The sequence below is a fragment of the Microbacterium sp. SZ1 genome, from assembly GCF_002362255.1.
Taxonomy (GTDB): domain Bacteria; phylum Actinomycetota; class Actinomycetes; order Actinomycetales; family Microbacteriaceae; genus Microbacterium.
The window spans coordinates 60,030-74,891 of sequence record NZ_LPVV01000003.1 but is presented as its reverse complement, the minus strand read 5'-3'; the positions used below and the strand labels follow the sequence as shown (position 1 = coordinate 74,891).

13 protein-coding genes and 1 tRNA gene are annotated in these 14,862 nt (G+C 65.7%); 8 read left to right on the top strand and 6 right to left on the bottom strand.

What is annotated here, in order from left to right:
• Positions 1-39: 39 nt before the first annotated feature.
• The 4 genes from rph (at position 40) to AUC47_RS02625 (ending at position 3,017) form a co-directional block, all read left to right on the top strand.
• Entirely contained in the window at positions 40-774 is a 735-nt protein-coding gene (gene rph / locus AUC47_RS02640) for a ribonuclease PH (RefSeq protein WP_096713694.1), read from the top strand.
• Positions 774-1,367, top strand: coding sequence for an RdgB/HAM1 family non-canonical purine NTP pyrophosphatase (rdgB, locus tag AUC47_RS02635; protein ID WP_096713693.1), 594 nt, complete (start codon positions 774-776; stop codon positions 1,365-1,367). Before rph ends, rdgB begins: the two co-directional genes overlap by 1 nt.
• Before the next feature lie 61 nt (positions 1,368-1,428).
• Entirely contained in the window at positions 1,429-2,004 is a 576-nt protein-coding gene (locus AUC47_RS02630; protein WP_096713692.1) for a dihydrofolate reductase family protein, read from the top strand.
• Between the two features lie 92 nt (positions 2,005-2,096).
• Positions 2,097-3,017: a cation diffusion facilitator family transporter gene (locus AUC47_RS02625; protein ID WP_096713691.1), complete on the top strand. Its 921-nt coding sequence runs from the start codon at positions 2,097-2,099 to the stop codon at positions 3,015-3,017.
• Positions 3,018-3,023: 6 nt separating this feature from the next.
• On the opposite strand, the gene ligD is transcribed toward AUC47_RS02625, so the two are convergent.
• The gene (gene ligD / locus AUC47_RS02620; RefSeq protein WP_096713690.1) at positions 3,024-4,988 is read right to left on the bottom strand and encodes a non-homologous end-joining DNA ligase; all 1,965 of its coding nucleotides are present in this window, start codon (positions 4,986-4,988) and stop codon (positions 3,024-3,026) included.
• Between the two features lie 58 nt (positions 4,989-5,046).
• Here ligD and ku point away from each other — a divergent pair, with 58 nt between their 5' ends.
• On the top strand, positions 5,047-5,916 hold the full coding sequence (gene ku / locus AUC47_RS02615; RefSeq protein ID WP_096713845.1) for a non-homologous end joining protein Ku: 870 nt from the start codon (positions 5,047-5,049) through the stop codon (positions 5,914-5,916).
• 19 nt (positions 5,917-5,935) lie between these two features.
• Here the strand turns inward: ku and AUC47_RS02610 are convergent, their stop codons facing one another.
• Both AUC47_RS02610 and AUC47_RS02605 read right to left on the bottom strand, forming a co-directional pair.
• Positions 5,936-6,706: a DedA family protein gene (locus AUC47_RS02610; protein WP_096713844.1), complete on the bottom strand. Its 771-nt coding sequence runs from the start codon at positions 6,704-6,706 to the stop codon at positions 5,936-5,938.
• Positions 6,707-6,769: 63 nt separating this feature from the next.
• Positions 6,770-6,851 (bottom strand) — tRNA-Leu (locus AUC47_RS02605).
• Between the two features lie 119 nt (positions 6,852-6,970).
• Here AUC47_RS02605 and AUC47_RS02600 point away from each other — a divergent pair.
• The 3 genes from AUC47_RS02600 to AUC47_RS02590 all read left to right on the top strand — a co-directional run bounded on the left by AUC47_RS02600 (position 6,971) and on the right by AUC47_RS02590 (position 12,473).
• A complete protein-coding gene (locus AUC47_RS02600) occupies positions 6,971-7,891 on the top strand; it encodes a CpaF family protein (protein WP_306453240.1) in 921 nt (306 codons plus the stop codon).
• A 131-nt stretch (positions 7,892-8,022) separates the two neighbouring features.
• Positions 8,023-9,978: a site-specific DNA-methyltransferase gene (locus tag AUC47_RS02595; protein ID WP_096713689.1), complete on the top strand. Its 1,956-nt coding sequence runs from the start codon at positions 8,023-8,025 to the stop codon at positions 9,976-9,978.
• A 20-nt stretch (positions 9,979-9,998) separates the two neighbouring features.
• Positions 9,999-12,473 carry a DEAD/DEAH box helicase gene (locus AUC47_RS02590; RefSeq protein ID WP_218838194.1) on the top strand — a complete coding sequence of 825 codons (2,475 nt, stop codon included), beginning with the start codon at positions 9,999-10,001 and terminating at the stop codon, positions 12,471-12,473.
• Positions 12,474-13,065: 592 nt separating this feature from the next.
• Here AUC47_RS02590 and AUC47_RS02585 read toward each other — a convergent pair.
• The 3 genes from AUC47_RS02585 to AUC47_RS02575 all read right to left on the bottom strand — a co-directional run bounded on the left by AUC47_RS02585 (position 13,066) and on the right by AUC47_RS02575 (position 14,791).
• Positions 13,066-13,338: a hypothetical protein gene (locus AUC47_RS02585; protein WP_096713687.1), complete on the bottom strand. Its 273-nt coding sequence runs from the start codon at positions 13,336-13,338 to the stop codon at positions 13,066-13,068.
• On the bottom strand, positions 13,335-13,724 hold the full coding sequence (locus tag AUC47_RS02580; RefSeq protein ID WP_096713686.1) for a hypothetical protein: 390 nt from the start codon (positions 13,722-13,724) through the stop codon (positions 13,335-13,337). The genes AUC47_RS02585 and AUC47_RS02580 overlap by 4 nt, the downstream gene beginning before the upstream one ends.
• Before the next feature lie 92 nt (positions 13,725-13,816).
• The gene (locus AUC47_RS02575) at positions 13,817-14,791 is read right to left on the bottom strand and encodes a P22 phage major capsid protein family protein (protein ID WP_096713685.1); all 975 of its coding nucleotides are present in this window, start codon (positions 14,789-14,791) and stop codon (positions 13,817-13,819) included.
• Positions 14,792-14,862: the final 71 nt, after the last annotated feature.

Here is a 14,862-nt window from a genome sequence, read left to right as displayed (position 1 = left end):
CCTCCGCCGCCCCCGCGTCCCCCCATCGAAGGAACCCCCATGTCAGACACCGTCCGCGCCGACGGGCGCTCCACCGACCAGCTCCGCGAGGTCACGATCGAGCGCGGCTGGAGCGCTCACGCCGAGGGATCGGCGCTCATCAGCTTCGGCGGGACCAAGGTGCTGTGCACCGCCTCCTTCACCAACGGCGTGCCGCGCTGGCTCACCGGCAAGGGCAAGGGCTGGGTCACGGCCGAGTACTCGATGCTGCCCCGCGCCACCAACAGCCGCAACGACCGCGAGAGCGTGAAGGGGCGTATCGGCGGCCGCACGCACGAGATCTCGCGTCTCATCGGGCGCGCGCTGCGCGCGGTCGTCGACACCAAGGCGCTCGGCGAGAACACGATCGTGATCGACTGCGACGTCCTGCAGGCCGACGGCGGCACGCGCACGGCTGCGATCACCGGCGCGTACGTCGCCCTCGCCGACGCGATCGAATGGGGTCGCGAGAAGAAGTTCATCGGCAAGAACTCCACGCCGCTCATCGACTCCGTCTCGGCGATCTCGGTCGGCATCATCGACGGCGAGCCGATGCTCGACCTGGCATACGTCGAGGACGTGCGCGCCGAGACCGACATGAACGTCGTCGTCACCGGTCGCGGTCTCTTCGTCGAGGTGCAGGGCACCGCCGAGGGAGCGCCGTTCGACAAGCGCGAGCTCGACGCGCTGCTCGATCTGGGCGTCGCCGGATGCCACGACCTGAAAGACGCCCAGCTGAGGGCGCTCGCCGGCTGATGCGCGTCGTCCTCGCCACGCACAACCCGCACAAGGTCGCGGAGTTCCAGCAGATCGTGTCGCTGACGCGGCCCGATCTCGAGATCGTCGCGTACGACGGTCCTGAGCCGGTGGAGGACGGCGTGACGTTCGCGGAGAACGCGCTCCTCAAGGCTCGTGCGGCATCCACGCACACGGGTCTTGCGGCGCTGGCCGACGACTCCGGGATCTGTGTCGATGTGCTCGGCGGATCTCCCGGCGTCTTCTCCGCGTATTGGGCCGGTCAGAAGAAGGATGCCGCGGCCAACCTCGAGCTCCTCCTCGACCAGCTGCACGACATCGCCGACCCGCACCGCTCGGCGCACTTCACCTCGACGATCGCTCTGGTGGTGCCCGGTGGCGCCGAGCACGTGGTCGAGGGCATCTGGCCCGGTCGACTCGCGCACGCGGCATCCGGAGCGGGCGGGTTCGGGTACGACCCGATCTTCATCCCCGACGGGCAGCCATCAGGCGAGGAGCGCTCCGTCGGGGAGTTCTCGGCGGAGGAGAAGCAGACGCAGTCGCACCGAGCGCGGGCGTTCGCTGAACTCGTGCCGCTGCTGGCGGCGCTCTAGTGCTTCGAACCGTGACCACTACGCTTGACGTACGTCATGCGTAGTGGTTACGGTGATGGGCATGAGAGAGCTCACCTATTACATCGGCGTCACGCTCGACGGGTTCATCGCGGGACCGGATGACGAGGTCGATTTCTACCCGGTGACCCCGGAGTTCGCCGACATGCTCGGTACCGAGCTGTCCGATGTCCAGCCCGCTTTCGTCCGTGCCGGACGGGGAGGAGCGGACGAACCGCTCACCCGCTTCGACACCGTGGTGATGGGGCGTCGCACGTACGAGCCCGCACTGGAGCAGGGGGTCGTCGATCCGTACTCGCACCTGCGCACGATCGTGGTGAGCACGACGCTGGACGATGCACGGCACGACAACGTCGAGATCGTGCGCACCGATCCGGTCTCGCGGATACGCGAACTCAAGGCGGAGGAGGGACTCGGCATCTATCTGGTCGGAGGAGCCGGTCTGGCGGGTGTCCTGCTCGAGGAGATCGACCGCTTGATCGTCAAGAAGTACCCGGTGATCGCCGGCTCGGGCATTCCGATGTTCGACCACGGGTTCCAGCCGACGCATCTGCACCTCGACCGGGCACGCACCTTCGACAACGGCTGCGCGGTGCTGGAGTACACGCGCACCCGCTGAGCGGACGAGCCGCGGACCTACTGAGAATCATCACCATTCCCGAGTAGCGGGAATCGCCCCGACCGGGCAGATCCCGCATCTAGCCTGGTCACATGCACGATCACGCGCCCGCCGCCGGCGGCATCCGCTCGGCCAGCCACCGTCGCCTCCTGGCGATCTCGCTGACCCTGACGGCCACGATCATGGTCGTGCAGGTGATCGGCGCGATCCTCACGGGTTCGCTCGCACTGCTCGCCGATGCGGCGCACATGTTCACCGATGCGTCCGCACTGGTGATCGCGCTGATCGCCGCCGCGGTCGCCGCGCGGCCCGCCGACGACCGGCGCACTTTCGGCTACCAGAGGGCCGAGGTGTTCGGCGCCCTGGTCAACGCGATCATCCTCATCCTCCTCTCCGGCTGGGTGGGCATCGAGGCGGTCGGCCGTCTCGTGGACCCGGGCGACACCGACGTCGTCGGCGGGCTCATGCTCGTCGTCGCCGCCGTCGGGCTCATCGCCAATGCGATCTCGATGTGGCTGCTGAGCCGCGCCCAGCGCAGCAGCATCAACGTGCGCGGCGCGTACCTCGAGGTCATGGGCGACCTCATCGGCTCGGCCATGGTGATCGTCGCCGCCGTCGTGATCGTCACGACCGGATGGATGCCGGCCGACGCTATCGCCTCTCTGGCGATCGCCGTCATGATCATCCCGCGGGCGATCGCCCTGCTCCGGGAGGTGTTCTCCGTGCTGTCGGAGTCGGCTCCGAAGGACACGGCGGTCAGCGACATCCGCCAGCACCTGCTCGATTACGACGGCGTCATCGGCGTGCACGACGTGCACGTGTGGCAGCTCACGCGCGGCGCGCCGGTGTTCAGCGCGCACGTGAGCGTCGAGCCCGCTCTCCTCGCCGACGGCCGCTCCTCACGCCTCCTCGCCGACATGCAGTCATGCCTCGCTGAGCACTTCGACGTCGAGCACTCGACCTTCCAGATCGAACCGGCGGAGCAGTCGGACTGCGAGCCGCACCACGCGTGACCGTTCTCAGTTCTCGATGACGACCTCGTCGGGGCTCTTGTCGGGACGCAGGCCTCGCCATCGCGCGTGACGGAGGACGCCGTCGGGAGTCCAGTTCGCGAACTCGACCTCTCCGACCAGCTCCGCGCGCACCCACAGCGCGTCCGACGCATCGGGCGCGGGCACGCCGTCGAGCGGAGCGTCCTCCACACGCAGCGGAGCGAGCCGCGCGAGCAGGTCCCGCAGCATCCGGTCGGTGAACCCGGTGCCGACCCGACCGACGTAGCGGAGGCGTCCGCCATTCGGCACGGCGAGGAGCAGCGACCCGAAAGTGCCCTCGCGATCCCCCTTGCCCGGGCGGATGCCGACGATCACCACCTCCTGCATGCGAGTGTTCTTCAGCTTCAGCCACGACGGCGACCGCTGACCTGCGCGATACCGGGAGCGCGGATCCTTGACGACGACACCTTCCAGGCCGAACTCGTCGCTGGCGGCGAGAGCGGCGTCGACGTCGTCGAAGACGGGTGGCACCTGCAGCGGGGCATCGAGATCCGCGAGCACGTCTTCCAGAAGAGTCCGGCGCTGCGACAACGGCAGGGATGAGAGATCGTGCCCGTCGAGACGCAACAGGTCGAAGACCATGTACACGATGGGGGTGCGGACGACTTCCCGCTCGATCTCGCGCGGTCGGGTGAGGTGCATGCGGTTCTGCAGCAGCGAGAAGCTCGGTCGTCCGCCGGCGTCGAAGGCCACGATCTCGCCGTCGAGGATCGCGTCGGCGACGGGGAGGAATGGGGCACCATCCGCGGTGAGCTCGGGGTAGCGGGCGGTGATGTCTATGCCGCTGCGCGCATGCAGCAGCATCCGTCCGTCGGCCCACGTCCCGAGCGCCCGGATGCCGTCCCACTTCACCTCGACCCAGGAGGGATCGCTGAGGCCGCGAGCGATCGCGGGCGTACCGTTCTCGGCGAGCATGGGGGAGACGGATGCGGGCGTCGAGCCGCCCGGCGACGGGGACGCCGCGGCAGCGATGCGCGGGCGATGTTCCTTCCGCGCCGGCGGCGCAGGGGGCGGCGCCTCGGAGGTCGCCATCACCGCATCCGTCCCCGGGCGCAGCGTGACCAGCGGGTCCCCGCCCGAAGCCACCCGCTCGAGGACCTCCTCGAAGTCGAGCTGGCGCAGGTCGGGGTCGTCGAGCTCGTCCCACGTGCGCGGCGCGGCGACCCAGGGCTGTGCGCGACCGCGCATCGAATACGGGGAGATCGTGGTCTTGCGACCGTTGTTCTGGCTCCAGTCGAGGAACACCTTGCCGCCGCGCGCGACCTTCGCCATGGTGCTGGTGGCGAGATCGGGGTGGTCGTTCTCGATGAGTCGAGCCACCTCCTTCACGACGGCGGAGATCTCGTCGCTCGTCTGCTGGCCGGGCAGGTTCGCGTAGAGGTGGATGCCTTTGCTGCCGCTCGTGACCGGCAGCGGTTCGAGCCCGATGCCGGTGAGGATGCCGCGGGCGATGCGCGCGACCTCCGCGCACTGCGCCAGCTCGACGCCGGGTCCGGGGTCTAGGTCGAGCACGAGGCGATCGGGGCGCCCCGGCAGGCCGTCGGGAGCGAAGCGCCACTGCGGCACGTGCAGTTCGATGGCCGCCACCTGGGCGAGCCACACGAGCGTGGGCACGTCTTCGACGAGCGGGTAGTCCTTGGGGCCGTCCGAGTGCTCGATGGCCCGGCGGGGGATCCACTTCGGAGCCCCGGGTTCGAGCTGCTTCGTGAAGAAGGAGTCCTCTGGATTCCGTGCGGTGCCGACGCCTTCGACCCAGCGCTTCCGGGTCACGGGACGTTCATCGAGCAGGGGGAGGAGCACGGGCGCGATCGCCGTGTAATACGCGATGACCTCGCCCTTGGTCGTGCCGGTCTCGGGGTAGACGACCTTGTCGAGATTCGTGACGCGCAGGCGGCGGCCCTCGATCTGCACGTTCTGCGCCTCCGGAACCATGACGCCAGCGTAGTCAAGGGACTGGTTGTGACAGGTGCGACTGGTGTTCACTGATCTCATGAGGACGATCTGGAAGGGCGCCCTGACGTTCGGGCTCGTGAACGTGCCGGTCAAGGTGTATTCCGCGACCGAGGACCACGACGTGCCGCTGCACCAGGTGCACGACAAGGACGGCGGTCGCATCCGCTACCAGCGCACATGCGAGGTGTGCGGGGAGACGGTGGCGTACTCCGACATCGATCGCGCCTATGTCGACGATGGCCAGACGGTCGTGCTCACGAAGGACGACCTCGCCGCTCTTCCTGCCGAACGCAGCCGTGAGATCGACGTCGTCGAGTTCGTGCCATCGGAACAGGTCGACCTGCTCACCCTCGACAAGGCGTACTACCTGGAGCCCGACTCGAAGTCACCCAAGGCGTACGTGCTGCTGCGCAAGACTCTCGAGCAGACCGACCGCACCGCGATCGTGCGGTTCACCCTGCGGCAGAAGACCCGGCTCGCGGCGCTGCGCGTGCGCGGCAAGGTGCTCGTGCTGCAGACCCTGCTGTGGGCCGACGAGGTGCGAGAGGCAGACTTCCCGTCGCTCGACGAGGATGTGCGGATCTCCAAGAAGGAGCTCGAGCTGTCGTCGTCGCTCGTCGACAGCTACTCGGCCGACTTCGACGCCGAGTCGTTCGTCGACGAGTACCAGAAGGAGCTGCGCACCCTCATCGACGCGAAGATCGAGGCGGGCGACACGTTCGACGTCTCCGACACCTTCGGTGAAGAGGATGCCGACGCCAAGAGCGGCGAGGTCATCGACCTCATGGAGGCATTGCGCGCCAGCGTCGCCAAGTCGAAGGCGGCACGGTCGGGCGGATCCGACGCCGAGGACGACGAGAAGCCGAAGAAGTCCTCGAAAACGTCGGCGAAGAAGAAGGCCGGCTGACCGGCATCCGACCCGTTCGTCAGTGCTTGCCGTCGCCGTCGAAGTCCGGGGCGCGGTCGAACACCTCGGGCTCCAGCGCGAGCTCCTGCGCCTCACCGGCATCCGTGACCGCGTCGCCGGCAGCCGCCGCCTTCTTGGCCTTGTGGCGCTCGGACAGGTAGTGCCACAGCGTCACGAGCGCGGTGCCGCCCACCGCCGCGAGCAGGATCAGATCGATGTAGCTCTCGACGAACTCCGCGACCGGCGGGATGAAGCCGATCAAATAGCCGAACATCGTGAGGCCGAAGCCCCAGAGCACGGCGCCGATCAGGTTGTAGAGCGTGTACTTGCGCCACGGCATGTGGCCGACGCCGGCCGCGACGGGCGCGAACGTGCGCACGATCGGCACGAAGCGGGCGAGGATCACGGTGATGCCGCCGAAGCGCTCGAAGAACGCGTTCGTGCGCTCGACGTTCTTCTTGCTGAAGAGGCCTGATTCCTTGCGCTCGAAGACCGCGGGGCCTCCCTTATGGCCGATGACGTAGCCGACTTCACCACCGACGAACGCCGCCAGACCGATGAGCAGAGCCACGAACCAGACGTTGATGCCGAACACTCCGTGCTCGGAACCCGCCAAGGGGTGCGACAGGAGGCCGGAGATCACGAGCAGCGTGTCACCCGGGAGCAGGAAGCCCACGAGCAGGCCCGTCTCGGCGAAGACGATGAAGCACACCACGAGAAGCGCCCAGGGGCCGGCCGTGCCGATGATCGTGGCCGGGTCGAGCCAGGGGATGAGGGCGGCGTGGTGCATGGAGTTCCCGTCGTAGAGCTGAGTGCGGCGGTCGCGTCGGCCGCGGAGGATGCGACTGATCGGTGCGGAAGGTGGGACTTGAACCCACACGCCCTGAGGCACAGGAACCTAAATCCTGCGTGTCTGCCAATTTCACCACTCCCGCGCGGTGGCACAAGTCTACTGACCGGGGCGTCTCGCGTGGCTGGGGATCCGCCCGCAGCCGTATGAGGACAGTGTGGATAAGTCCGGCGGGGCGCGCGGCATCCTTGCGAGGATGCTCGGGTGACTCAGCCCTCCGTCGTCATCGCCGAACGCGTCCGCGCACGATTGCGAAGTCAGGGCATCGAGCCGGCTCTCGACGCGGATGCCGCCCGAGCGGTGGCGCAGGCCGAGGTGCGTCGCTTCAACGACCTGGCGTTGACGCAGGGCGGTGTGCTCGTCGAGGATGAGAACGGCTGCCTGCGGGAGGTGTTGGCATCGCTCGGCGGCTTCGGCGCTCTGCAGCCCCTGCTCGACGACCCGGAGATCGAGGAGATCTGGCTCAACGGTCCGGACAGCATCCACGTCGCCCGTCACGGAGTGGCGGAGCGGATCGACCTACGCCTGACAGCGGAGGCACTGCGCGACCTCATCGAGCGGATGCTGCACTCCACCGGCCGCCGGGTCGACATCAGCCAGCCGTTCGTCGACGCCTCGCTGCCCGACGGGTCGCGTCTGCATGTCGCGATCGCCGATGTGGTGCGCGGCGGCACGGCCGTCAACATCCGCAAGTTCCTTCCCCGCTACCGAGCCCTGGAGGCGCTCGTCGCGCACGGGGTCCTGCCCCCGCGTCTCGCGGCGACGCTCGCGACGGCGATGCGGGAGGGGCGGAGCATCGTCGTCTCCGGCGCCACCCACGCAGGCAAGACGACCGTGCTCGGCGCCCTGCTCGCCAGCTGCGTCGCCCGTCAGCGCGTTGTGACCGTGGAAGAGACGTTCGAGCTCGCTCTCGAAGGGCCCGACGTCGTGGCGCTTCAGGGGCGGCAGGCGAGCCTCGAGGGAACCGGTGAGATCACGCTGCGGCGCCTCGTCAAGGAGGCACTGCGCATGCGTCCCGATCGGCTCGTCATCGGGGAGGTGCGCGATGCGGAGGCGCTCGATCTCGTGCTCGCCCTCAACACCGGTGTCCCGATCAACGCAATACACACATTGGATGAGCTCTAGTTGTCATGCCGTTAGGAGTGTCCAGAGGCGCGCTCGTATGAACTGTTCTCGTCACGAGCAACGTCGGCCGTCTCTCGTATGATGGCGGCATGTGTCTGCCATGCTCCCGTTTGCAGCACTAGAAAGCGGTCATGAGCGAACTTTCCACGGCCGACCGAGCACGCCTGGCGGATCTGCTCGTTACCGGCGAAGACTTGCCACGCGAGTTCAAGAACATCCTTTTCCCGCCAGACCGTAGCGAGTATGAGCTCACTTACGCGGGGAAGGAACGCGAAGAGGACATCATCGCGGACGCGATGGCCGTCCCGCTGCAGGTTATTCGTGAGTTCGGCCAGCCCGACGAGTCGGGATGGGCAAACCGTCTTATCTTCGGTGACAACCTCCAGGCCGCGAAGACGTTGCTAGATCTGAAGAGAACCGGCGAGCTTAGGAGCGCCGACGGGCAGCCGGGCGTTCGAGCGATCTATATTGACCCGCCGTTTGCGTCTGCGCGAGATTTTGTTGGCGGTGATGAAGAACGGGCCTACCAGGACCGCGTTGTCGGCGCGGCATTCCTCGAGTTCCTGCGACGCCGGCTCGTGATTCTGCGGGAGCTGCTAGCAGATGACGGCTCGATTTTCGTGCACCTCGACTCGAAGAAGGGGCACTACGTCAAAGTCCTCATGGACGAGGTATTCGGCGAACGCAACTTTCGCAACGAGATCGTTTGGCACTACTACAACAAGATGCAGGGCAACGTGAAGCGATTCGCTTCCAACCACGACGTCATCTACTGGTACTCCAAGACCTCGACGTTCACCTTCACGCCCCTCAAAGAGGCCCGTGAAGGTGGAGCGGTCAAACAGCTCGCGAGGCGATGGGATAAGGACACCAAGAAGGTTGTAAATGTGAAGGGCGACGACGGCAAGGTCGTCTACCAGGAAACCTCGACCAAGACCGTCGATGATGTGTGGCGCATGTCGATGTTGCAGCCCGCAGACAAGAGCCAAAATCAGCGTTATCCGACGCAGAAGCCCGAGGCGTTGCTCGAACGCATCATCACAGCCGCGACGAAGCCGGGCGACTTGGTGCTGGACGCGTTCGCTGGCTCAGGCACCACGCCCGCAGTTGCGGAGAAGTTGGGCCGGAGGTGGATCGCCATCGACTCGGGCAAGCTCGCCGTCTACACGATCCAAAAGCGCATGCTGAGCCTCAAAGCCAGCATCGGCAACAAGGGCCGGGCGCTCACACCGGCACCGTTCACGTTGAGCAATGCGGGTCTCTACGACTTCGCCAGACTACGCGATCTGCCGTGGCCCGAATGGAGGTTCTTCGCGCTGAACCTCTTCGGCTCCACAGACAAGCCTCATTCGGTGGCGGGTGTTGAGTTGGATGGATTCCGGAACGGCTCAGACGTGCTTGTCTTCAACCACAGGCAGGACGGCGGGGTCGTACTCGACCACGGATTCATCGACAATCTCCACTCGCAGATCGGGACACGCTCAAGCTCTGATGTGTTCATCATCGCCCCCGCAGCAAGCGTCGCATTTCTTGAGGACTACATAGATCACGGCGATGTTCGGTACTACGTGCTCCGTATCCCTTACTCGATCGTGAACGAGCTTCATGATCGCCCGTTCGAGGCACTGCGTCAGCCGATCGGGGCTGAGGACGTGAACCGCACGGTTGATGCCGTCGGGTTCGACTTCATTCAGCAACCAACGGTCCGCTGCGAGTACTGGCTGGGAAACGAGCGCGGCCGGGACTTCGCTTACTTGCGTGTCGAGGAGTTCTACAGCGAAGCCCTCGCGCGCGGGGTGACTGAGCGAGGCAATCGAGAGACGCTCGCCGCGGTGCTGGTCGACTACGACTACCCCTACGACCAAGCGGCCGACTCGGAGGCGGCTCCACCATTTGTGCTCGACGAGGTCGTGTTCGCCGCCGAGCTTGAGGCGGATGAGTGGACGCTGAAAATGCCAGCTGACAAACTCGGGGAGTTTGTGATGATTGTGTACCTCGATGTGTTCGGCAATGAATACACGGAGGTCAAGACGCGAGAGAGTCTTGATGAGAGGTTCGGCGCGGTGGCGTCGAAGGGGGAGAAGTGATGTCTTCTGTTGTGACGTCCGTGACGAACACGGATCTTGTCCTGAAGGTGACAAAGGCGATCGATCCCAACGTCCTTGATCTGACGCCGTTCGAGCCGTTTCTCGATGCGCTTTGCTCGACCCGGGACTATCAGAAGGACGCAATTCGCGTCACTCTCCGGTACCTCGTCGGCCAGCGTTACGAGAACGCCCGCGCTCTGATGCGCGAAAACCTCGACGCCACACCGACCCTGCGCGAGGTGTACGGGACTGAGGTCGCTGCGGAGCGGAAGCTGCTGTTCCCCGACCAGTTATCGTGCAGCCTCGACCTAGCGACGGGCACTGGGAAGAGTTATGTCATGTACGGCATTGCCGCGATCATGCTCGCGATTGGGGCTGTCGATCAGATCGTAGTTCTATGCCCATCCCTGACGATCGAGAGCGGTCTCACGGAGAAGTTCAAGAGCCTCGCCGCAAGCGAGGCTCTCCGCGCCGCGATGCCCAGCTCTGCCGTCTACGCCGCTCCGGCCGTAATCAACGGGAACGAGTCAATTGTGCCCGGCAGTGTGTGTGTGGAGAACTTCCACGCGACGTTCGTGTCCTCTCGAAGTTCGATTCGTCCGACGCTCGCGGGAAAGGGAGACCGCACGCTCATCGTCAACGACGAGGCGCACCATCTTCAGTCCTCCGGAGACATGCGCCGTTGGGCTGAGTTTGTCGCCGATCCGGAGCTTGGTTTTCGATACGTGGTGGGTCTGTCCGGCACGTGCTATGTCGACAACTCCTACTTTTCGGATGTTATCTATCGGTACTCGCTACGGAACGCGATTGATGCTGGCGTCGTGAAGACGATCGACTACGTCGCAGAAGACTCGGCCGTCGCTCGGGACGAGAAGCTCCAGAAGATCTACGACAACCACGAAGCAAACAAGCAGTTCTACCGCAAGGTGAAGCCGCTGACACTGCTGGTCACCAGGGACATCGCCGCTGCAAAGCGACTCGCCGTTGAGGTCGCCGCGTTCGTTGCCGCCCAAGAGGAGCTGAGTTCGGAGCAGGCGTCTGCAAAGATACTCACCGTTACTTCCGACCCCGATCACCGCCGAAACGTCGTTCAGCTGGCGTCTGTGGACCAGGCCGACAGTCCCGTTGAGTGGATCGTTTCCGTCAGCATGTTGACCGAAGGGTGGGACGTCAAGAACGTTTTCCAGGTCGTCCCCCACGAGGAGAGGGCCTTTTCGAGCAAGCTGCTTATCGCTCAGGTATTGGGTCGAGGCCTCCGCGTGCCGGAGTCGTACCGTGGCGAGCGCCCGGTCCTCACGGTGTTCAACCACGATGCGTGGTCCGGGCGAATCCGACATCTTGTCGATGAAGTGCTTGAGATTGAGAGTCGACTGACTTCGCAAATCGTCTCGAAAGAGGCAGATTACAACTTCGAGCTTGAGACCATCGACTACAGCAAGTCGCAAGAAGCAGAAGAGCACGAAGCGCCGACGGAGTACGACTTCTCAAAGGGTTACGTGACCCTGGCGTCACAGGTCTCGGAGCTAGAGCGGGAAACGACGTATAGCCGCGTCATTAGCGGAAAGCAGCGCCAGAAGCGGACGCTCATTCGCTATCGAATGTTCCCAGTCGACGAGGTAGCCGAGCACATCCATTCTAAGTTCCGTGCGATCGACCTCGAAGAGTCGACGGAGTACGCCAGGAAATACTCGATCGAGTGGCTCCAGTCCCTCATTCGAGAGTCGCTCAAGCGCGTGGGTGAAACGTCTGACCAAGTCAGTGAAGACAATCGCCAGAGGCTACAGGCTGCGTTCGGGGTGGTGCATCGCAAGTCGAGTCACACGGTTCGCTACGTGTCCAAGCCCAAGGAAGTCATCAAGCTGTCGACCGCGCAACGGCGTCGCGACAGCATCAACGTGTCGGCTCTCCGGCGGGGGGATGCGACGCTGTTCGCCGACGATGACTCGTCGGGTCTGAGCGAGGAAGAGACACAACGGGTCCTCGCGGAAGTCCTGGCTGACGACTCCCTACCTCGGTCGGCTGTTGAGCAGGTCGCGAACAAGTTTCACTTCAAGACGCCGCTGAACATCGTGATCGCGAACCACAAGCCGGAGCGACTGTTCGTGAAAGAGATGGTGAAGGCTGAGAACGCTGCTGCGCTAGCCGGATGGATTAAGTCCACCGACCAAGACTTTTACGGGATTGAGTTCGGCTGGCGAAAGGGGGAGCACTTTCGGCGCGGGCATTTCAATCCGGACTTCTTCCTCGCGACGGGCGATCGAATCGTCGTAGTCGAGATCAAGGGTGACGAGGAGGCTACCGAGCCTTCGGACGAGAACCGTGCGAAGTTCGCGGCTGCCACGGCGCATTTCAAGGCACTGAATGACATGGTCGGCTCCAGCAAGTACGACTTCCATTTCCTCACTCCTCGTGACTACGGCGCGTTCTTCCAGTTTCTTCGGGAAGGCAAAGCGAGTTACTCGTCGACCTTGGACGCGGTTCTCGCGTCCGCATGACTCGAGAGCAGCAAAGGCCCGACCGAAATCCTTTCGTGGGCGGAGCGTTTACACGCAGGGCAGCGTTTAAACGCCCGCACGAAAAACAAACCCGCGATACGTAGTCAGGGCGGGACGCTATGCCGCACCGGGAGGGAAGGGAGGGGGTGGGAGGAGTCACCCCCCACCCCGCGACCCGAGCGCAGTCACGCGCGTTTACACGACGCCCGGGAGAGCCGGAACTGCTGGGCGGTGAGTTCCGGCATGAGGCGGTCCGCGAGGTCGTGGTGCTCGGAGGTGCGTTTACACGGCCTGGGGCGGGCTGTCGACGCTGACAGCCCGCGGCGAGCCGGATGGAGGTAGGACAGTCCCCCAGGCTGCTCGGAGCTCGACCACGCGGTCATGGGTGGCCCGGTCGTCGAGAGGAGAGACGTGCCGGTAGCGCCGGTATCCAGCCGACCACCGGCTCACACCGCGCGGGGTCACGAATCCCGCGGTGTGCACTCGCCGTGTCCGTCAAGCCTTGACGGACCGCGAGCTCACGACGCATATGCCATGGCGATGCGGCGTCGTGCGGTGTTGGGGCTCCCGACCTGCGGGAGGCTTGTTGCGCTCACGCCTCCTCGCGGTGTCGTGCGCGGCCGTCCTCGACCCACTGCGCGACGACGTGGCCGGTGAGCACCTCGACGCGCTTGACCTCGGGCAGGTTCTCCCATTGGCGGAGCGAGTAGGGGCGGCGGTAGCCGAGTGGAGCGCGCCGGGGTGATTCCGTCGCGTAGTGGAGGCGGCGATTGAGGTGGTGAGCGAGTCGGTGCCGCTCGCGGCGCGGAACGAGCGGGGCGAGGAGGTCGAGGTCGTCGACGGTGACGCGATGCGAGTTCCTCATCGACGGCCCTTTCCCTTGGCTGAGGTGCGCGCCGGGGTGGCGTGGTAGCCGTGCGAGGCGAGCCAATTGCGGAGCTCGGTGAGGGTCGCCTCGTTGGGGCGTGCGAGGACGTGGGCGCCCATGGTGGGGAGGAGGGCGGTGAGTGCGGCGGCAGCGAGGAGCTCGACGACGTCGGCAGGGATGCCGAAGCGGGCGGAGGCGAGCCCGCGGGTGCCGTCCCAACGGCCCTCGTATGCCTCGACGGCGAGCCCAGCGCCGACGGCGACGATGGTGTCGTCTGGCACGGTGTCGAGAGCGTGCATAATGTCCTCGTCGCGCACCAGGGCGAGGAATGCGTCGCGGCGGGTTCCGGCGGGGTCGGTGAGCGGGAGCGCGGTGGAGGGCATGCGGGTGTGTCCTGTCGTGTCTGAGGCGAGCCCGCCCGCGGCGGATGAGTGGGCGGGCTCGCGGTGGCGCCGGGGCGCCGGGTGGGCGTCGGTTAGACGTTTGTGATGTTGGCCTTGACCGTCGCCCCGCCCGGGATGGGCGAGAGCGTCACGGTTCCGGCCATGAAGTCCTCGGCGCCTTGGATGGCGACGTCCTCGGTGCGGGTCGCCTTGTAGGCGGGGAGGATGCCCGCGCCGACGAAGGTGGATAGAACCGAGCGTTGCGCCGTGTAGGTCGCGTCGTAGTCCTGAATGGTGCGGAGCTCGAAGCCCTCGTGCGTCGACTTGTTGCCGGTCACGCCGGTCGGCACCTCGGGGGCGCGGTTGGCGAGGTAGAGCGAGCCGCGCTTGGTCATGAACACGACCTCGTCGGGTGCGGCGCCGGATGCGTCCTCGATGACCTCGAAGCCGCGCAGAGCACCGACGGCGCCCTTGGCGAGCGCCGAGGCGTCACCGCCGAGCTTGTCGGCGTCGAGGGCGCCGGAGTCGAGGAGAGCGTCGTAGACGGTCGAGCCGACGAGCGCGACGAGCGGTTCGCCCGCGACGTCGATGCCCTTGGCGCGGAGCGCGGCGCGTCCCTTGGTGAAGAGGGTGACGGGGTTGGCCTCGTCGAAGGTGATCGAGGCGTCGGTGGTGATGTCCTTGACGACGTCGGCGAGCGCCTTCTCGATCTTGGCGGCCACGGCGGCGGCCTGAGGCGTGAGCACTTGCTTGCCGAGGTCGAGGATGTCGAGGCTGAGGTCGGCCTCGGAGAGGATGACCGAGGAGTAGGCGTGCGTCGCCAGCTTGATCGGCTCGCGGAGCTCGGAGAGACGCTCGCTGATGATGGCGTTGGTGACGTCGTCGAGCGCGCGCCCGTGTGCCGTGAGGGCGCCGGAGACGGTCAGGTAGACCGTGTCGCCCCGTCCCGCGACGAAGTCGGACGAGTCGAAACGCTGGGCGACCTCGCCGAGGTGCAGGTTGCCGAGGGCGAGGCGAATGGCGACGTCGCCCACGGCGACGGCGTCGGTTTGAAAGGTGTTAGCCATGGTGGCCGGTCTCCTAGGGGAGTGGTTGGCGCGCGGGTGCGCCCGGGATTGGAAGGGTGGAGACCGCGTCT